The sequence below is a fragment of the Paraburkholderia sp. JHI2823 genome (genome assembly GCF_038900695.1).
In the GTDB taxonomy this organism is placed as follows: domain Bacteria; phylum Pseudomonadota; class Gammaproteobacteria; order Burkholderiales; family Burkholderiaceae; genus Paraburkholderia; species Paraburkholderia mimosarum.
Window position 1 is genome coordinate 107,868 of the sequence record NZ_JAYMRY010000020.1, and the last position, 18,541, is coordinate 126,408.

Annotated in this window: 15 protein-coding genes; 10 read left to right on the top strand and 5 right to left on the bottom strand. The window is 62.2% G+C overall.

Annotated elements, in window-relative coordinates; all coding sequences use genetic code 11:
• The first annotated feature begins 22 nt into the window (after positions 1-22).
• The 3 genes from VSR34_RS21610 to VSR34_RS21620 all read left to right on the top strand — a co-directional run bounded on the left by VSR34_RS21610 (position 23) and on the right by VSR34_RS21620 (position 3,588).
• Positions 23-484, top strand: a complete 462-nt coding sequence (locus VSR34_RS21610; RefSeq protein ID WP_342963447.1) for a MaoC family dehydratase — start codon at positions 23-25, stop codon at positions 482-484.
• Positions 485-512: 28 nt separating this feature from the next.
• Positions 513-1,649: a thiolase family protein gene (locus tag VSR34_RS21615; RefSeq protein WP_342963448.1), complete on the top strand. Its 1,137-nt coding sequence runs from the start codon at positions 513-515 to the stop codon at positions 1,647-1,649.
• Positions 1,650-1,710: 61 nt separating this feature from the next.
• A complete protein-coding gene (locus VSR34_RS21620; protein ID WP_342963449.1) occupies positions 1,711-3,588 on the top strand; it encodes an AMP-binding protein in 1,878 nt (625 codons plus the stop codon).
• Positions 3,589-3,775: 187 nt separating this feature from the next.
• On the opposite strand, the gene VSR34_RS21625 is transcribed toward VSR34_RS21620, so the two are convergent.
• The 3 genes from VSR34_RS21625 to VSR34_RS21635 form a co-directional block, all read right to left on the bottom strand.
• On the bottom strand, positions 3,776-4,651 hold the full coding sequence (locus tag VSR34_RS21625; protein WP_342963450.1) for an SDR family oxidoreductase: 876 nt from the start codon (positions 4,649-4,651) through the stop codon (positions 3,776-3,778).
• 34 nt (positions 4,652-4,685) lie between these two features.
• Positions 4,686-5,987: a CoA transferase gene (locus tag VSR34_RS21630; RefSeq protein WP_342963451.1), complete on the bottom strand. Its 1,302-nt coding sequence runs from the start codon at positions 5,985-5,987 to the stop codon at positions 4,686-4,688.
• Positions 5,988-6,054: 67 nt separating this feature from the next.
• Positions 6,055-7,875 carry an acyl-CoA dehydrogenase C-terminal domain-containing protein gene (locus VSR34_RS21635; RefSeq protein ID WP_342963452.1) on the bottom strand — a complete coding sequence of 607 codons (1,821 nt, stop codon included), beginning with the start codon at positions 7,873-7,875 and terminating at the stop codon, positions 6,055-6,057.
• Between the two features lie 209 nt (positions 7,876-8,084).
• Here VSR34_RS21635 and VSR34_RS21640 point away from each other — a divergent pair, with 209 nt between their 5' ends.
• The 6 genes from VSR34_RS21640 to VSR34_RS21665 all read left to right on the top strand — a co-directional run bounded on the left by VSR34_RS21640 (position 8,085) and on the right by VSR34_RS21665 (position 14,567).
• Positions 8,085-9,257 (top strand): iron-containing alcohol dehydrogenase, encoded by a 1,173-nt coding sequence (locus VSR34_RS21640; RefSeq protein ID WP_342963453.1) that lies wholly within the window; start codon positions 8,085-8,087, stop codon positions 9,255-9,257.
• A gap of 70 nt (positions 9,258-9,327) precedes the next feature.
• Positions 9,328-10,251: an NAD(P)H-binding protein gene (locus tag VSR34_RS21645; RefSeq protein WP_342963454.1), complete on the top strand. Its 924-nt coding sequence runs from the start codon at positions 9,328-9,330 to the stop codon at positions 10,249-10,251.
• A gap of 130 nt (positions 10,252-10,381) precedes the next feature.
• The gene (locus tag VSR34_RS21650; protein ID WP_342963455.1) at positions 10,382-11,536 is read left to right on the top strand and encodes a Re/Si-specific NAD(P)(+) transhydrogenase subunit alpha; all 1,155 of its coding nucleotides are present in this window, start codon (positions 10,382-10,384) and stop codon (positions 11,534-11,536) included.
• A gap of 20 nt (positions 11,537-11,556) precedes the next feature.
• Entirely contained in the window at positions 11,557-11,892 is a 336-nt protein-coding gene (locus tag VSR34_RS21655) for an NAD(P) transhydrogenase subunit alpha (RefSeq protein WP_342963456.1), read from the top strand.
• A complete protein-coding gene (locus VSR34_RS21660) occupies positions 11,893-13,341 on the top strand; it encodes an NAD(P)(+) transhydrogenase (Re/Si-specific) subunit beta (RefSeq protein WP_342963457.1) in 1,449 nt (482 codons plus the stop codon).
• 452 nt (positions 13,342-13,793) lie between these two features.
• A complete protein-coding gene (locus tag VSR34_RS21665) occupies positions 13,794-14,567 on the top strand; it encodes an enoyl-CoA hydratase-related protein (RefSeq protein WP_342963458.1) in 774 nt (257 codons plus the stop codon).
• A gap of 647 nt (positions 14,568-15,214) precedes the next feature.
• Here VSR34_RS21665 and VSR34_RS21670 read toward each other — a convergent pair.
• Both VSR34_RS21670 and VSR34_RS21675 read right to left on the bottom strand, forming a co-directional pair.
• A complete protein-coding gene (locus tag VSR34_RS21670; RefSeq protein WP_342963459.1) occupies positions 15,215-15,538 on the bottom strand; it encodes a CcdB family protein in 324 nt (107 codons plus the stop codon).
• Entirely contained in the window at positions 15,538-15,828 is a 291-nt protein-coding gene (locus tag VSR34_RS21675; protein WP_342963460.1) for a type II toxin-antitoxin system CcdA family antitoxin, read from the bottom strand. The genes VSR34_RS21670 and VSR34_RS21675 overlap by 1 nt, the downstream gene beginning before the upstream one ends.
• Before the next feature lie 2,195 nt (positions 15,829-18,023).
• On the opposite strand from VSR34_RS21675, the gene VSR34_RS21680 reads away from it, so the two are divergent.
• The gene (locus tag VSR34_RS21680; RefSeq protein ID WP_342963461.1) at positions 18,024-18,323 is read left to right on the top strand and encodes a hypothetical protein; all 300 of its coding nucleotides are present in this window, start codon (positions 18,024-18,026) and stop codon (positions 18,321-18,323) included.
• Positions 18,324-18,541 lie beyond the last annotated feature (218 nt).

Genomic DNA, 18,541 nt, shown 5'->3' on the forward strand with positions numbered 1-18,541 from the left:
CAACACCGCAAGGAACAGCGAAATGACAAGGCGTTATCTGGAAGACCTGCAAGTCGGCGAAACATGGACCAGCGAGTCCGTGACGATCGAGGCCGCCGACGTGATCGAGTTCGGCCGCAAGTTTGATCCGCAACCGTTTCATACCGACCCCGATGCCGCGCGCGCGAGTCCGTTCGGCGGCCTCATCGCGAGCGGCTGGCATCTCGCGTCGTTGTCGATGCAGTTGTGCGTGAAGGCGCGCCTGTTCGGGGAAACGCCCATCGTCGGTGTCGGCGCGGACGAACTGCGCTGGCTGCAGCCCGTGCGCCCCGGCGACATGCTGCACGTGCAACGCGAACTCGTCGAGATTCAGACCATCCCCGACCGGCCCAGGCGCGGTGTCGCGAAAGCGCGCATCGACCTGATCAACCAGCGGGGCGAAACCGTGATGCGCATGTATGGACTGACCAGTATCCCGCGTCGTCCGCTCGACGGCGCGCAGTGAAATTACGCACCTGAAACAGGAGACAAACATGAACGACATCGTGGTAGCGGGCTTTGCGCGCTCGCCATTTCATCCGTCGCGCAAGGGCGCGCTGATCGACATGCGTCCCGACGACCTCGCGGCGCAAGTGGTGATCGGTCTGCTCGAACGAACGAAGGTCGATCCGAAACTGATCGAGGACATCGTGCTCGGCTGTTCGTATCCCGAAGCGGAGCAGGGCCACAATATCGCACGCATCGTCAGCTTCCGGGCGGGCATCGGCGAGCACGTGCCGGGCGTGACGATCAACCGTTTTTGCGGCTCATCGATGTCGGCTGTTCACTACGCCGCGGGTCAGATCGCGCTTGGCATGGGCGACGCGTTCATCTGCGGCGGCGTCGAGTCGATGACGCGCGTGCCGCAAGGCGGCTTCAACAAGATTCCGAATCCATTCCTGCTCGACACGCATGCCGAGGTGTACACGCCGATGGGTATCACCGCAGAGAACGTCGCGCAACGTTATGAAGTGAGCCGCGCCGCGCAGGAGAAGCTGGCTGTCGTGTCGCACGCGAAAGCGGCAGCCGCGCGCGCGGATGGCCGGCTCGCGGATGAAATCGTGCCGATCAGGACGCCCGCCGGCCTCGTCACGGAAGACGGCTGCATCCGTCCCGGCACCAGCATGGAAGCGCTCGCGGCGCTCAAGCCGTCGTTTCGCGATGACGGCAGCGTGACGGCGGGCACGTCGTCTCCATTGACGGACGGTGCGTCCGCCACGCTCATTTGCAGCGCGGCATTCGCGCGCGAGCATGGACTCGTGCCGCTCGCGAAGATCCGCTCGGCTGCCGTCGCGCCTGTGGCGCCAGAATTGATGGGCATCGGACCGATCCCCGCTTCGCGCAAGGCGCTTGCGCGCGCGGGTATCGACGTCGGTGCGCTCGATGTGGTCGAAATCAACGAGGCCTTCGCGAGCCAGGCCATCGCGTGCATGCGTGACCTGAAGCTCGACGAAGCGCGCGTGAACCTCGACGGTGGCGGCCTCGCGATCGGTCATCCGCTCGGCGCGACGGGCGCGCGCCTCGTCGGCAAAGCAGCGGCGCTGCTCAAACGCACGGGCGGCCGCTACGCGCTCGCGACGCAGTGCATCGGCGGCGGACAGGGCATCGCGACCGTGCTCGAAGCGGTCTGATGCAGGTCCGCGCGATCGGACCGATCATTCACTAGCGCAGGGAAACGTATCAGAGGCAACAATGACATCGAATGTAATGGAGACAATCGACCGGCCGTTTCGTGAAGTCGGATTTCGCGAGCCGACGGTCGATATCGAAAAACGCGGCGACGGCACCTTGATCGTCAAGTCCGGTCCGCCACTGCCGCCGACGCGCGCGTGCACGACGGACTGGCTCGAACATTGGGCGAGCGTGCGCCCGGCGCGTCCGATGCTCGTGCAACGCAATCCCGCCGGCGCATGGGAATCGCTGAGCATCGGCGAAGTGTGGCAGGCGATCCGCTCGCTAGCGACGGCGTTTCTATGGCACGGCGCGAGCCAGAGCGCGCCCATCGTGATCCTCTCGGAGAACTCGAGCGCGCAGGCGCTCGTCACGTGGGGCGCGCTCTATGCCGGCGTGCCTGTTGCGCCCGTGTCGCCCGCCTATTCGCTAATGGGCGGCAACGGAAATTACAAACGGTTGACGGACGCCGTGTCGCTCGTCAAGCCGCATCTGGTCTTCGTCGAGGACGCGCAGCGCTTCGCGGGCGCCCTCACTGCGCTCGGTGTGCCGCCCGAACGTGTGATCGCCGTCAAGCACGCTGCGCCCGGCATGCTGTCGTTCACATCGCTCGTGAAAACGGCAATTGACCCCAATCTCGAAGCGCTGCACCGCGAACTTTCTGGCGATCTCGCGGCGAAATACATGTTCACGTCGGGATCGACGGGCATGCCCAAGGCTGTCGTGCAATCGCGCCGCAACCTCGCCGCCGCGCAGGAAATGACGGCGCGCGTATTCGAGAAAGACCCCGACGATCAGCCCGTCTATCTGGAGTGGCTGCCCTGGCATCACGTGATGGGTGGCAATATCGTGCTGAACCGCATTCTGCGTTTCGGCGCAACGCTCTATATCGACGAAGGCAAGCCGCTGCCCGAGCGCTTCGACGTTACCTTGAGAAATCTCGCAGACGTCGCGCCTTCGCTGTACTTCAACGTGCCGGCGGGTCTCGCGATGCTTGTGGCTGCACTCGAGCGCGACGTGTTGTTCGCGGAGCATTTCTTCTCGCGGCTCAAGTATGTGTACTACGGTGGCGCGGTGTTGTCGCGCGATCTATACGACCGCTTTCAGCACATTGCAGTGCGCACGACGGGAGAGCGTGTCGTGCTCACTTCCGTGTTTGGCGCGACGGAAAGTTCGGGTCCTGCCGTCACGCAATATTGGGCCGTCGACGACGTCGGCTGTATCGGCTTGCCGGTTTCCGATGTGACGCTGAAGCTGATCGAAGATCCGCATCTGCCCGGACGCTACGAAATGCGCATCAAGGGGCCGAATATCATCGAGCGCTATCTGGACGCGCCCGAAAAAACGGCTGCCGCATTCGACGAAGAGGGCTATTACATGCTCGGCGACGCCGTGCGTTTCGTCGATCCCGAGCGGCCCGTTGCGGGGCTGCGTTTTGCCGGGCGCTTTGCCGAGGACTTCAAGCTCGCGAACGGCACCTGGGTGCGCACGGCGGCGCTGCGCACGCGGCTGATCGATGCGTGCAGTCCGCTCGTGAAGGAGGCTGTGATCGCGCATGACGGCGCGGATACCGTCGGCGCGCTGGCGTGGCCGGATTTCGGCGCGTGCGCGAAACTGCTGCCCGCGCTGGCCGGTCTCGGCGCGGCCGAACTCGTGCGGCATCCGTTGTTGCTGGAGGAACTCTCACGGCGGCTGGCGGCTGTCAACACGGGGCAGAAGGGCGCGTCGATGCGGATCGAACGATTGATGCTGCTGGATGAGCCGCCTTCGATGCAGCACTACGAAGTTACCGACAAAGGTAGCATCAACCAGCGCGCGGTGAACGAGCGTCGCAAGCATTGCGTCGACGATCTGTTCGCTGCGCATTGCGCGCAGCATGTGGTCGCGTCGCCGTTATAAGTGCGGGACGCTATTCGTAGTTGAGTGTCGTAACAGTTTGTCTTGGCCTGGTCCCGGTCTGCACGACGTTTTATTTCGTGTGAGCCGGGATCTTTTTATTTCTGCCGCGCAGAAAGTATCGAAACGCGCGACGCAAAAAAGCCCGCGCTTTGAAAAGGGCGGGCGCTAGCAGGGATTCAGGAATCACTCACACCGTACGCGCGAGACGGTCCTTATCGTTCTGCTCGCGGATCGACGAGCGTGCCAGCTCCCAGTCGCCGTCCGTCCAGTCCTTGAAGTGATAGAAGTTGCCACCCGTCGCGAGCGAGTTGGCGCCGTCGATCGTCAGCGTCTGACCAGTGAGCCATTCGCAGCCATCCGCCATCAGGAAGGTCGCGAGATTCTGCAACTCTTCCATGCGCCCCGCACGGCCCATCGGGCTGCTGCCTTCGGCGCGGCCTGCGTCGTCGCGGCCCGGATAGAGGCGCTTGCTCATGCCTTCCGTCGGGAACACGCCGGGCGCGATCGCGTTAAGGCGGATTTGATGACGGCCCCACTCGACGGCCAGCGACTTCGTCATCACGTTCACGCCTGCCTTCGACATTGCGGACGGCACGACGAACGGGCCGCCATTAACGACCCACGTGACGAGAATCGAGACAACGCTGCCGGGCAGATTGCCTGCGATCCAGCGCTTGCCGACCGACTGCGTCACATAGAACGTGCCATGCAGAACGATGTTGGCGATTGCATCGAAGCCGCGCGACGACAGGTCTTCCGTGCGGCTCACAAAGTTGCCCGCCGCGTTGTTGACTAGCCCCGTCAGGGGGCCATCTTTCCAGATCTCATCGATCATCTGGTCGACGGCTTCGGCGTTGCGGATATCGACGGCAACGCTCTTGACCGAGCCGCCGAAGCGGCCCATCAGCTCGTCTGCCGTCTCGTTCAGGATGCCTTCGCGGCGACCGCAGATGTACAGGTCTGCGCCGAGTTCGAGGTACCGTGCGGCGATTTCCTTGCCGAGGCCCGAGCCGCCGCCCGTGACCAGAATGCGTTTTCCCTTGAGCAGATCGTGTTTGAACATGGTGAGTCCTTGGTCAGGTGAATGGATGAATCGTTCATGCGCCAGCGGTCGCTGCGTGGCCGGCCGTAGCGGAGTGAGTGTCATGCGGCGCGCAGGCTGCGCCTTCGTCGATCAGTTGTTTCACTTCATCGTGCGTATAGCCCGCCGCGAGCAGCACGTCGACGCTGTGCTCGCCGAGGCGCGGCGTGGGTGCAAGGGGCGGCAGCGGCGTGCCCGACCACGTGGTCGGATTGCCGAGCGTGCGGATGCGGCCTTCCGTCGGATGCAGTTCTTCGCCAATGAAGCCTGTTGCGTTCAGATGAGGATCGTCGAGCAGATCCTCGATCGAATTGACCGCCTGGTACGGAATGTCCGCTACGTCGAGCAGCGCTTTCCATTGCTCCGTGGTGCGCGTCGGCATGACGCCCGCGACCCATGCGTACACTTCGCGAATGCGCCGTGAACGGTTTCGCTGGCTGGAAAACAGCGGGTCGTTGAACAGTTCTGGTTCGCCGATGGCCGCCATGAACGTGCGCCAGTGCTTGTCGTTGTAGATCAGCACACACAGATAGCCGTCTGCTGTCCGATACGGGCGTCGATGCGGCGACAGCAGACGGTCGTATCCCGCTTCGCCTGCGCTCACGTGCTCGCCATGTGCGCCGGGCGCGAACGTGCGGCCCGCCATATGATCGGCGAGCACGAAGTGCGCGACGCTTTCGAACATCGATACTTCGATGTGCTGGCCCGTGCCGTTTCGCTCGCGCGCGAACAGCGCGGCGCTGACAGCATAGGCAACGTGCAGTCCCGTGACACGATCCGCGAGCGAGACCGGCGCGAACATCGGTGCTCCCGTGCCGTACTGCTGCATCAGCCACGGCAGGCCGGTCGCGCCCTGGATCAGATCGTCGTAGGCCGGGCGATCCGCATATGGCCCGCGCGCGCTGTAGCCGCATGCCGTCACGTACACGAGGCGTGGATTGACCGCAGCGAGCGCTTCATAGCCGAGCCCGAGCCGGTCCATCGCCGCGGGGCGAATGTTCGACAGCAGCACGTCGGCGTCTTTCGCGAGGGTCAGCAGCGCCTCGCGCGCGGGCGCTTTCTTCAGATCGAGCACGACGCTCTTCTTCCCTCGATTGTTGTGCATGAACACGTGGCCCATCTTTTCGTGTTCGTTGCCGCGTGCATCGACGCGCATAGAGCCGGCCTCGCGCACATTGTCGCCGTCAGGCGCTTCAATCTTGATCACCTCGGCGCCGAGTCCCGCGAGCGTCAAAGTCGCCAGCGGTCCGAGGACGATGCTCGACAAGTCGAGGATGCGCACGCCTGCAAGCGGCCCGCGCGGGGTTTCAACGGACATTTACTTGTCTCCTCAGTGTACGAAGCCGGTGGTAGAGGCCGGCATTCTGGTCAGACGACGGCGGCGTTCAGAACTCCTCTGCATGCAGCGTCATCAAGGCGTCTGCGCCGCTCATCACTGCATCGAAATGCACCTCGGTGGCGGGCAGCAGCCGCTTGAAAAAGAACTCGGCCGCGCGGAGCTTGCCGTTGTAGAACGGTTTCAACTGCGGCTGCCGCTCGCGGCCCACATGTGCGGCGCAGGCCATGCGCAGCCACAACGAACCGAGCGCGACCAGGCCGAACAGCTGCAGATAGTCGGTCGCGCCGCCCGCGGCTTCGCGCTCGTCGTCGGCTTGCCATCTGCGCAAGGTCGCTGTGGCGTCGCGCAGCCGTGCAGCGGCGAGCCGCAGCGCCGCCACCATCGACCCGAACTCCGCTATGGACGCAGCCCGCACGCTGGTTTCGTCGACTGTCGCGAGCCACGCTTCGAACACGCGGCCGTCGTCGAGACCGATCTTGCGCAGCACAAGATCGACCGCCTGGATGCCGTTCGTGCCTTCATAGAGCGGCACGATGCGCGCATCGCGATAGAACTGCTCCATGCCGTTCTCGTGCACGTAGCCGTGGCCGCCGTGTAGCTGCACGCCGAGGTCGGTGACCTTCAGCGCGCAGTCGCTGAGGAAGCTTTTCAGAACGGGCGTGAGCAGCGCGAGCCGGTTTTCGGCGGCTTCGCCGGTGGGACTGCCCGCGTGCGCAGCCCGCACGTCGAGCAGCAGCGCCGCTTCGATATAGAACGCGCGCATGCCTTCGACCAGCGCTTTCATCGTCAGCAGCGAGCGGCGCACGTCGGGATGGTCGATGATGGCGCTACGCGTGTCGCCGCTCGTCTGCGCGTCGCCCGCGGCCGCGTTGGGCGCTTTGGGTGCGACACCCTGACGGCGTTCCTTCGCATAGGCCAGCGCGTTCTGATAGCTGATCTCTGCGACGCCGACGCTTTGTACCGCCACGCCGACGCGCGACGAATTCATCATCGTGAACATCGCGCGCAACCCGCCATTGGGCTTGCCGATCAGCCATCCGCGCGCGCCGTCGAAATTCAGCACGGCGGTCGCCTGCGCGCGAATGCCCATCTTGTGTTCGATCGAGCCTGTGTTGACGTTGTTCGGCGTGCCCGCGGGTGCGTCAGGCAAGTCCGCTGCAAGGCGCTTCGGCACGACGAACAGGCTGAGGCCGCGTGTGCCGGGCGGCGCGTCGGGCAAACGCGCAAGGACGAGATGCACGATATTGTCGGTGAGGTCGTGATCGCCGCTTGAAATAAAGATCTTCGTGCCCGTCACTCGATGGCTGCCGTCGGGCTGCGGCTCGGCGCGCGTGCGCAGCCTCGACAGGTCGGAGCCGCTGTCGGGCTCGGTCAGGCACATGGTTCCCGTCCATGAGCCGTCGACGAGTTTCGGCAAGTAAATGCGCTGCAGCTCGTCGCTGCCGTGCGCGAGGATCGCGCGATACGCGCCTTGGGACAAACCGGGGTACATGCCGAACGACATGGATCCCGACGCCACGAACTCGCGCACCATCAGCGCGAGCGACGGCGGCAGGCCCTGGCCTCCCCATTCCGGCGCCGACGCGAGGGCTGGCCAACCGTTCTCGCGATAAAGGTCGTACGCTTGCCGGTATCCGCGCGGCGTCCTCACCACGCCCTGGTCGAAGTGGCAACCTTCATCGTCGCCGGGCAGGTTGATGGGCACGAGCACGTCTTTAGCGAACTCGGCCGCGCCGTCGAGCACGGCCATCACGAGGTCGAGCGTGGCCTCCTCGAAGCCAGGCAGGTTCGGGGTGTTCTGCTGATAGCCAAAAACGTCTTCGAGCAGGAAGCGGATTTCGCGGATGGGGGCATCGTAGCCGGGCATGTCATGGACTCGCTCAAGAGAGGCTTAACCGTTGCGGCTCGTCACCTTGCGCAGTGATTCATCGAGCCGTCGCACTTTAAACTTGACACTGTTATGTTATCTGCCGATACTTGACAACGCAAGAGGAGATAATCCTGCGACAAACCCGAATGCTCAGGCACGGGTCGTCATGGATCGCACATCGATCAACCGAATGTAGGAGAGGCACTATGAGGAGCCGGGGAACCCATCTTTTCCCGATGATGGACCGCGTGGTCTTTGGCCGGCCTGCCGGCGCCACGCTGGCTGCGGAGGCCGAGCGGCTAGGGTCGAAGCGCGTTTTTCTGATCGTCAGCCGGACGCTGAACACGACCACGCCGGAAATCGGCAAGATTGCCGAGGCGCTCGGCGAACGCTACGCCGGCGTGTTCGACGGCGTCGCGCAGCACACCACACGTGAAGGTGCGATCGAAACCACGCGGGCCGCGTGCGAAGCGGGCGCGGATCTGATCGTGGCGATCGGCGGCGGTTCCGTAGTTGACATTGGAAAGATTACGACGCTTTGTCTCGAACACCACATCACCGATGAAGACGGACTCGACGGTTTCGAGATCAAGGTGGACGACAAGGGGCGGCGCAAGGTCGGCAACTTCCGCGGACCGTCGGTGCGCATGATCGCGGTGCCGTCGAGCCTGTCGGGCGGCGAGTACAACGCGGCCTGTCTTGTGACGGACGGCCGCCGCAAGCTCAAGCAAACCTTCTTTCATCAGAAGATGATGCCGCTCACGATCGTGCTCGATCCTCAATTGCTCCGTTATGCGCCGGAGTCGCTGCTGCTCGGCTCGGGCACGCGCGCGATGGATCACGCGATCGAGGCGCTGTGCTCGCCGCAAGGCAATCCGCTCGTGGATGCGACGGTGCTGCGCGGCATCGAACTGATGCGCGAATGGCTGCCGCGCGCGCGCAGCAATCGCGACGACATCGAGGCGGCGACGCAGTGCCAGGTCGCGTCGTGGCTGTGTTCGTTCGGCTTGCAGGCGCGCGTGCCGATGGGCGCGAGCCACGCGATCGGCCACGTGCTCGGCGGCACCTGCGACGTGCCTCACTTCCTGTGCACGCCCGTCATGATGCCGGGCATTCTCGCGTACAACGAGCCGTTCACTGCCGATGCGCAGAAGTCGCTCGCTGCCGCGCTCGGTCGGCCCGACATGGCGGCGGCAGATGCGTTCCGCGCGTTCTGCCAGTCGCTCGGCTTGCCCACCAGCTTGCGCGAAGTCCACATCGGCGCAGATCAGTTCGATCTGATTGCACGCAACACGATGACGGAGTTCTTCATCTTCAGCAATCCGCGGCCCGTGCAGGAACCGGCTGGCGTGCTGGAGATCCTGAAGCTGGCCGCGTAGAAGCGCAGGGGCATGCCGCTGCGTCGTATCGGCGGTCTGCTCGTATAGCGAAGTTCAAAAGGAGAGTGAAATGGCGGAGCAAAGTCCTATTCTGGTGACGGGCGCTGCGGGGCGTGTAGGTGCCGTCGGACGTACGGTCACGGAATTGCTGTTAAAGCAGGGCAAAGCGGTGCGCGCAATGGTGCGCTCGGACGACGAACGCGCGCAGGCGCTGCGCGACCTGGGTGCGCAAGTGGTGGTCGGCGATCTGCTCGATCTCGACTCGATGCACAAGGCGGTGGCCGGTTGCGAGACGATGTACTTCGCGATGTCCGTATCCGATGCGTATCTGGCTGCGACGATCAACGCGGCGGCCGTCGCGAAGCATCATGGCGTGAAGGCCTTCGTCAACATGTCGCAGATGACGCTTTCGCAGATGAGCATCACGGAAACGACTGCCAGCCCGCAGCACAAGCTGCACTGGCTCGCCGAGCAGGCGTTGAACTGGTCGGGCCTGCCCGTCGTGCATCTGCGGCCGACGGTGTTTCTCGAAGGCTTTTTCCTGATGTTCTCATCGCCTTCGGTGAAGAAGTCCGATCAGATCAGGTTGCCGTGCGGCGAGGGCAAGACGTCACCGGTGGCGGCGGAAGACGTCGCGCGCGTCGTGGCGGCGCTGCTGGCGAATCCTCAGCCGCATATCGGCAAGACCTATCACCTGACGGGCCCGCAATCCGAGAACATGGCGTTCTACGCGCAGGAGTATTCGAAGGCGCTCGGCCGCGCGATCACGTATCAGGACATTCCCGTGGGACCGTGGCGCGAGAGCCTGATCGAACGCGGCTTGCCGATTCACCTCGTCAATCACCTCGCGACGATGGCAGACCTGCATCGCGCGGGACGCTACGACCGCATGTCGGACGACGTGCTCACGCTGTCTGGGCAGGCGCCGCTCAGCGTGCAGGACTTCGTCAGGAAGCATGCAGCCACGTTTACATCGTCGCCAAAGGGAGCTTGAGTCGTTGCGATGCGCCTGTGCGCGCGGCGATGCGTGCGCAGGCGCATCACGCGAGACTCGGGGTGCGAAATGAGGCGCCGGAGCCGTCGGCCGCCGCGCCATGCGGATCAACCACGTCACGATCGCAGACATGCATATCGGAATACCGACTGAAACGCGCGCGTACGAAACACGCGTCGCCGCGACGCCCGAGACGGTCAAGAAGTACGTGTCGCAGGGCCATAGAGTTAGCGTACAGCGCGGTGCAGGGACGGCCGCAAGTTATCTGGACGACGCTTACCGCAATGCGGGCGCCGAACTCGTCGATGCGCCAGCCGCATTCGGCGCAGAACTCGTTCTCAAGGTTCAAAGCCCGACCGATTCAGAACTCCCGCTTCTCAAACGGGGCGCAGTGCTGATCGGCATGCTGGAGCCGTTTAATCCTGAAAACGCATCGAAGCTGGCAACTGCGGGCATCACTGCGTTCGCGCTCGAAGCCGCGCCGCGCACGACGCGCGCGCAAAGTCTCGACGTGCTGTCGTCGCAAGCGAACATCGCCGGCTATAAGGCGGTGCTGCTTGCTGCCGACCTGTACCCGCGCTTCATGCCGATGCTGATGACGGCGGCGGGCACGGTGAAAGCGGCGCGCGTGCTGATTCTCGGCGCGGGTGTTGCGGGCTTGCAGGCGATCGCGACCGCCAGGCGTCTGGGCGCAGTCATTGAAGCGTCGGACGTGCGCCCTGCCGTGAAAGAGCAAATCGAATCGCTCGGCGCGAAGTTTCTCGACGTGCCTTACGAAACCGATGAGGAGCGCGAAGCCGCTCAAGGCGTCGGCGGCTACGCGAGGCCGATGCCGCCGTCGTGGCTCACGCGTCAGTCGGCACTCGTACACGAGCGCGCGAAGCAGGCCGACGTCGTCATCTCGACGGCGCTGATTCCGGGCCGCCCTGCGCCGACGCTGCTGTCCGTCGAAACCGTTCAGGCGATGAAGCCGGGATCCGTGCTGATCGACCTCGCGGCCGGGCGGGGCCCCGTCGTCGACCAGTCTACCGGCCGGCGCGGCGGCAACTGTCCGCTGACGGAAGCGGACAAGGTGGTCGTCAAGCATGGCGTGACGATCGCGGGCTACACGAATCTCGCATCGATGGTCGCATCGGATGCTTCGGCGCTGTACGCGCGCAATCTGCTCGACTTCATGAAGCTGATCGTCACGAAGGAAGGCACGCTCAATATCGATCTCGATGACGACATCCTGGCCGCGACGCTCATCACACGCGATGGTTCGTTGACTCGCAAAGCGGCATGAACCCAAGGGAGGAGTGCTACATGGAAGTCATCAACCATACCGTGATCAACCTGAGCATTTTCGTGTTGGCGATTTACGTCGGCTACCACGTTGTCTGGAATGTCACACCCGCATTGCACACGCCGCTGATGGCCGTGACGAATGCTATTTCGGCGATCGTGATTGTCGGCGCGATGCTTGCGGCGGGACTGACTGTCGGCGGCACGGGAAAGTTCTTCGGCACGGTGGCTGTCGCGCTGGCGGCGGTGAACGTGTTCGGCGGATTCCTCGTGACGCGGCGAATGCTGGAGATGTTCAAGAAGAAAGAGCCCAAGAGGCTGGCCGGGTCTGGCAATTCCGCGAAGGAGGGTACGTAAATGAGCATAAACGTCGTTACGCTCCTTTATCTGATTGCCTCGGTGTGCTTCATTCAGGCGCTCAAGGGACTGTCCAATCCGAAGACGGCACGAACCGGGAACATGTTCGGCATGGTCGGCATGGCGATCGCGATTCTCACGACCGTTGCGCTGATTGCGAAGCAGGCTGCCGTTCTGGGCTCGAATCTGTCGCTGGGTCTTTCGCTGGTGTCCTTTGCACTGGTGGTCGGCGGCGCGGTGGGTGCATTCGTGGCCGCGCGCGTCGAGATGACCAGGATGCCGGAACTCGTCGCGGCGATGCACTCGCTGATCGGTATGGCGGCAGTGTGTATCGCGTATGCGGTGGTGTCGGAGCCGGCTGCATTCCGCCTCGGCGCAGAAGAGGGCATTCCGGGCTTCCTGCCGTACGGCAACCGGATCGAACTGTTCATCGGCACGTTCGTCGGTGCCATTACGTTTAGCGGGTCGGTGATTGCGTTCGGCAAGCTCTCGGGCAAGTACAAGTTCCGGCTTTTCCAGGGTGCGCCCGTCGTGTACTCGGGCCAGCATCTGATCAACCTGCTGCTCGCGCTCGCGATGATCGGCTTCGGCGTGATCTTCTTCCTCACGCAATCGTGGCTGTCGTTCATCGTCATGACGCTGATCGCGTTTGCGTTGGGCGTGCTGATCATCATCCCGATCGGCGGCGCGGACATGCCCGTGGTCGTCTCGATGCTGAACTCGTACTCGGGCTGGGCGGCGGCGGGCATCGGCTTCTCGCTGAACAACGCGATGCTGATCATCGCCGGTTCGCTGGTCGGTTCGTCGGGTGCGATTCTGTCGTACATCATGTGCAAGGCGATGAACCGCTCGTTCTTCAGCGTGATTCTGGGCGGCTTCGGCGGTGAGGCGGGTGCGGCGGCGACTGGGTCGGGCGAACAGAAACCGGTGAAGTCGGGTTCTGCGGAAGACGCGTCGTTCATGCTCGGCAATGCTGAGACGGTCGTGATTGTGCCGGGCTATGGTTTGGCGGTTGCGCGCGCGCAGCACGCGTTGAAGGAACTGACTGATCTGCTGATCGAGAAGGGTGTCGACGTCAAGTATGCGATTCACCCGGTTGCCGGGCGGATGCCGGGGCATATGAACGTGCTGCTGGCGGAAGCCGAAGTGCCTTATGAGATCGTTCATGAGATGGAGGATATCAACGGGGAGTTCGCTCAGGTCGATGTGGTGCTCGTGCTTGGCGCCAATGACGTTGTGAATCCTGCTGCGAAGACCGATCCGAAGTCGCCGATCGCCGGGATGCCGATTATCGAGGCCTATAAGGCCCGGACTGTGATCGTCAACAAGCGTTCGATGGCGGCTGGGTATGCCGGGCTCGATAACGATCTCTTCTACATGGATAAGACCATGATGGTCTTTGGCGATGCGAAGAAGGTGATTGAGGAGATGTCGAAGGCAGCTGCATGACGGAACCGCTGGCCGCCTGAGCACCGACTCCAGAATACGGGAGGCGGCACGTCTGTCAGCTTTGCTCAGTTTCCGGGTAGATTGGGCAGCCAGATAGACTGATGACGTGCGATGCAGGACGTGTCATTGACCTTTCAGGTAAACCTGAATGGCGCGGCAATCCTGCATGGCGACAGATCTGACCGCAGATCGCCCGTTCAGGCGTCGATGCTTGCGGCCGGTTCTCCAAGGGGAGATCGTCTCGCGCACGGCCGTCAAATCGCAACGCCGTCGTGACAGACGCAGCTAGATTCCGTTTAGGCCTCGGATCCTGTATCGCGGTAAAGGAGAACCTGCTCCCGGCAACGCAGCTCTGGTCAAACGCGCCGTCATCCTGCTGGCCAGCCGCTCGTTGGCGAATGACTTTCCGCTTCGCTCGCGAGGCAAAACCCCATGTTTCAGGAGATAACGCAATGGCTGAGAAAATTCAGGTCGTGCTTTCAGGTGGTGTGTTGACCGTCACGATCTCACGCCCGGACAAAAAAAACGCCATCACTAACGACATGTACGGCGTACTTGCCGATGCCGTGGCGAAGGCGAACGAGGAGGCGGGGATTCGTGCGCTATTGATTCAGGCCGATGGCGACAGCTTCACGGCGGGCAATGACGTGTCGGAATTTGCAGCGCAGGCAAAGGGCGACGGTCCGAAAGAGCGCCATGTCGGTCGCTTTCTGCGCGCGCTTGCGGATGCGACGGTACCAATCATTGCCGCGGTGCAGGGCAAGGCCGTCGGCGTAGGCGCGACGATGTTGCTCCACTGTGACTACGTGCTTCTGTCCGAAGACGCGCAGTTGATAACGCCATTCGTGAATCTCGCGCTGGTCCCGGAGGCCGCTTCGAGCTATCTGCTTCCGTTGCGGATTGGACATGTCAGGGCGTTCGAGATGTTCGCGCTCGGTTTGCCCGTTTCAGCGCAAGCTGCCGTCGCGTGGGGCATCGCAAACAGGACCGTCTCTGCGGCGGAACTGCGTACAGAGGCACGAAACATTGCCGAACAAATCGCCACCCGGCCCAGTGGATCGCTGATTGCGATGAAGCGGCTGATGCGGGACGCAGAAAAACTGATCGCGCTGATAGACGCGGAGAGCGCTGTTTTCGCGGAACGCCTTGTAAGCGCGGAAGCGAAAGAGGCCTTTGCCGCATTCGCGGAAAAGCGCCAACCGAATTTCGGAAATCCGCGTCGGTGACAGGACCCCGGACGAAAACAGCGAAAGCCTAAGTGTGGAGCAGATCGCCCGTCTGACGGGAAGTAACGCTGAAACGTCCGGAATCCGATGCTGGCACGAAACCTGAACGACAACGCCTCGATTGATAGGGGGACCGGCAATCTTGCGCGAATATGGAATGCAGATGGTCGCCTCCCGCTGCCGTCAGCGGCCTGATGGACCAGGGAAGACGTCTTTACCGAGCGCATATCTGGTTTTGATGGTTAAGGGCGCGGGACCAAAATCACTTGCAGAGCGGGAATAAAACTGCTTGAACCGACGCTTCTCGGATTACTAGCGTTCTTGGCATCGCTGTTCTTTAACATGATTTATAAGAGCGAATGTTAATTCGGATAGCTAAATATTATGCGCCTATTAAATGCGCTTTCAGGAGAGGAGAGCGCGTGAGTCTCTGCTCAGGCGGTTGGCGATTGATGCTCAGGCTGCTGTCCAGCGGCAGTGCTGTCGGACCAGAGTCCGCAAGGGCGTTGTGCGGCGGAGGTATTAAACACGCCGCTGCGGCCTTGGGGCGTGTCGCGGTGAGCAGTGGTGCCGCGACGTGAGAGGTGCGTGGCCGATACTGTCGCGTCAGTCATCACTTTCTCGTTGCAGACGCTGGTTAAATGGGATCAGTAAGCGCCGAATAGACGATCGAGCGCGGCACTGATCCGGTCCTGTTCACCTTGGAGCGTACCAATCGCTGGGCCGAGATCACTTGTCCGGACCGCGCCGAGCAACGGAGTTTCCAGCACGAACGGCTCTCCCTCGATCTCGATGATCGGTGCGAGATCCTGTGCAACCTTGCTCGTCGTGTAATTTCCTGCTACGCGCGTCAAGGGAATGACTACGCGTGACATGAGATTGCCGAGATGATCGCTTTGCACGTCGAGCAGAAACGGCGACTTGATCCTGGAACTTGTCGAAGGATTGTTGTAAAGGTCAAACCGCGCCATCAAAACATCCGGTGTTCTTCCAGGGGCAGGCCGTCACGCTCGATACGTGCGTTCATTTCCGCGATGAAGTCCGCGTTCTTTTCCGCCCAGGCACGAGCCTCGGCCGCCTGAACTTCTTCGCGCAAGCCACGTTCGCTCGCCCGCGAAACGTTGACGTTCAGTTCCCTGGCGCGCTCGAGCAGATCCGCCGGAAGTGAAACGTTGGTGGGTTTTCGCGTAACCTTTGATGGGGCATGTGCTTGAGCGGCCCGCTTGACGCCGTCTGGTTGCGCCACAGACGCCTTAATCATGTGCATCTCCGATGTGCATGAATCATGCGCATAGTTTGCCATACTTTCCGCCATGAACCTAGCTTCGGACTGGCCGTCCCTTAAACGATAGAAGCAATTTGGCGACCTCGGGGCGGCTCTATCTTATGTCGCACGGGTGGCACTGCTGTCACTGAAAGGGAGCTCCCGCAGGCGTTCTCGTGGAAGAGCGCGTGCGCAATCCGGAAAGGTGCCCGAGGGCCACGCGTTCGTGGGGACGGCACCGGCTCGGCATGGCTAGGTTGATTGGTCACGCGACGGAATCTATGGATTCGTGCTTTTGCCATCTTCTCAAGATGGAGTGCATCGCCGAGACGCGAGCAGAGGTCCCTGTGGTGCACGGCTTCGCCGGAATCGCGATACCGGGGCAGTGCGTAGAGGCCGATACCGGGAGCCGAACTGAACCGACTGCAAAATCAGGCATGGGCGAGGGGCTTCTGATAGCTGCGACCTCGCCGCTATGGCATTCTGACCTACGCGAAGTCAATTGCGCCCACGACCACGGACCTCTCGCGAAATCGATTTCTGCCTGTGTCGCTCCTGATTGCGCATCGCTGAAATTCGAAAGGCGGACCTTTGGTGACGTGTGATGCCAGACCCATCGAAATGGCGCGCCGGCCACACAACTGTTGACAAGGAACGGGGTATCGCGACGGCACTCCGAATTGCGCGTCTTGAGATCCAAGTCGTGGCACATGCGCCATTATCGATAGCACAATTCCCGAGAAGGCTTGCCCCGCCAAGGGTTGACGGCGACAGCACCGGCCGCTGTCCTCCTCTCTTCTGCCTTGGCCGCGGCACATTCGCCGTTAACGATGGCACATTCAGGGCCCAGGCCGCCTTCGAAGACGGCTCCCTGGCGATGGCACAATTCAACTGGAGTCCTGCTCGGCAAGGGTTTGCGGGCGACAGAGCCGGCCATATTCCTCCTCTTTCTACCCTTGGCCGCGGCACATTCGCCATTGACGATGGCACATTCAGGGTCCCGGACCGGCGGCGAAGGCGGCCTCGCGATGGCGCAATTCAACCGGAGCCTTGCCCGGCAAGGGTTTGCAGGCGACAGAGCCGGCCATTTTCTTCCTCTTTCCTACCGGCACATTCGCCATTGACGATGGCACATTCAGGGTCCTGCACCGCCTGCGAAGGCGGCCCCTGGCGATGGCACAATTCAGCCGGAGCCTTGCCCGGCAAGGGTTTGTGGGCGACAGAGCCGGCCATTTTCTTCCTCTTTCCTACCCCTGGCCGCGGCACATTCGCCATTGACGATGGCACATTCAGGGTCCTGGACCGCCTGCGAAGGCGGCCCTGGCGATGGCACAATTCAACCGGAGCCTTGCCCCGCAAGGGTTTGCGGGCGACAGAGCCGGCCGTTTTCCTCCTCTTTTCTACCCCTGGCCGCGGCACATTCGCCATTAACGATGGCACATTCAGCGTTCTGGGCTGACTTCGAAGGGACCCCTTACGATGCCGCAACCCCAAAGACCCTAAAGGGTTTTGGGCGATCGGCTTGCAGGGCAACTGCGCAGATGAGGTGCATGGTGAGCGTCGCCCCGACCCGTTGGCTCACGAGTTGAAAAAGTGCGACTCGTCATAAGCGAAGCGGTGATATATGCAATCAACGCATTAGAAGAGGAATACTAATGAAATAGTGACCGCGTAATGTGAGCGTCCGCCAGCGACATGCCAACTGCCCGGCACCCGTCACCGGGTGCGATTTTTAACATTACCGGGCCAACTGTCAAACCGTCGTCCGCCATTTCCCGCGGTGGTCGCCTGGCCATGAAACGAGACTAACAGTCTTCCCCCATTTCACCCCCAAGGGCGCGGGAGCGCGAAACCGGTCTTCAGTGATGCAAAACAATTAAGTCTGTCGCGCAGCAATTAAGTTGGTCGGACTGCCGCCTGGCTATCTAAAAGACTATCAAAGACCGCCAAGCGCCACTTCGAAGCCCCTGGCGATGACCGGATTTGCGCGCGCGTAGGAAAGGTGAGCCGATGGATGGTTGACTACAGCAACTGGCCACGTCGCCGGCGAGTGCGCGCACTCGTCCTCCATTGCGTGAACTGAAGCACAGCACCAACTCTGGCTGGAGCACGTGCAACACCTCGAAGAAAGCTGGCTTTCCGCGCGCCCATGCTTCTCCAGGCGGCTCGTCGCGAGATGCCCTCAAGAACTGTTGGATGAAGTTAAAGTAGGCAACCTTCTGCCAGAAGCCCGTACGTTGAAACGCCGGCCGTCGAGCGGTTGTTTGTCGCAGCGAATATCTTGGCGTAGTGCGGATGCGCGCGCCGCCGACGGGCGTCACGCGAAGTTCGTCGAAACCGCCACGTTCCTTCGCTGGCCGGAGGGCACGAAAAGTGCGGAACCTGCATGTCACAAGATGCCGGACGACATTAAACAGATGCGCTTTGCCCGGTGGGCCAACCAAATGGCGGAAATTGACCGATTGGCGGCGCTCACGCTGGCGCAGATTTGATGTGACTAGGTACGCCTGCCTGGCAGTGCAATACGGCGATTGGGCCAATTCTCACCGCGTTCGTATCAACCGCTGCATCAAAGCGTTGTTCGTCGGACGCTATACCTACCTAGCTTAGTTATACGAACGAGGAACAGTTTGGTCGGCGCCGACGCGATATTGACTAGTATGCCGACGCTCGGCTGACTATGTGACACTACCTCCGACGTCGCAGCGAG

Bases quoted from the DNA above. Each gene is read 5' to 3' on its own strand.
- VSR34_RS21610 (WP_342963447.1), top strand. From the start codon at position 23: ATGACAAGGCGTTATCTGGAAGACCTGCAAGTCGGCGAAACATGGACC.
- VSR34_RS21615 (WP_342963448.1), top strand. From the start codon at position 513: ATGAACGACATCGTGGTAGCGGGCTTTGCGCGCTCGCCATTTCATCCG.
- VSR34_RS21620 (WP_342963449.1), top strand. From the start codon at position 1,711: ATGACATCGAATGTAATGGAGACAATCGACCGGCCGTTTCGTGAAGTC.
- VSR34_RS21625 (WP_342963450.1), bottom strand. From the start codon at position 4,651: ATGTTCAAACACGATCTGCTCAAGGGAAAACGCATTCTGGTCACGGGC.
- VSR34_RS21630 (WP_342963451.1), bottom strand. From the start codon at position 5,987: ATGTCCGTTGAAACCCCGCGCGGGCCGCTTGCAGGCGTGCGCATCCTC.
- VSR34_RS21635 (WP_342963452.1), bottom strand. From the start codon at position 7,875: ATGCCCGGCTACGATGCCCCCATCCGCGAAATCCGCTTCCTGCTCGAA.
- VSR34_RS21640 (WP_342963453.1), top strand. From the start codon at position 8,085: ATGAGGAGCCGGGGAACCCATCTTTTCCCGATGATGGACCGCGTGGTC.
- VSR34_RS21645 (WP_342963454.1), top strand. From the start codon at position 9,328: ATGGCGGAGCAAAGTCCTATTCTGGTGACGGGCGCTGCGGGGCGTGTA.
- VSR34_RS21650 (WP_342963455.1), top strand. From the start codon at position 10,382: ATGCATATCGGAATACCGACTGAAACGCGCGCGTACGAAACACGCGTC.
- VSR34_RS21655 (WP_342963456.1), top strand. From the start codon at position 11,557: ATGGAAGTCATCAACCATACCGTGATCAACCTGAGCATTTTCGTGTTG.
- VSR34_RS21660 (WP_342963457.1), top strand. From the start codon at position 11,893: ATGAGCATAAACGTCGTTACGCTCCTTTATCTGATTGCCTCGGTGTGC.
- VSR34_RS21665 (WP_342963458.1), top strand. From the start codon at position 13,794: ATGGCTGAGAAAATTCAGGTCGTGCTTTCAGGTGGTGTGTTGACCGTC.
- VSR34_RS21670 (WP_342963459.1), bottom strand. From the start codon at position 15,538: ATGGCGCGGTTTGACCTTTACAACAATCCTTCGACAAGTTCCAGGATC.
- VSR34_RS21675 (WP_342963460.1), bottom strand. From the start codon at position 15,828: ATGATTAAGGCGTCTGTGGCGCAACCAGACGGCGTCAAGCGGGCCGCT.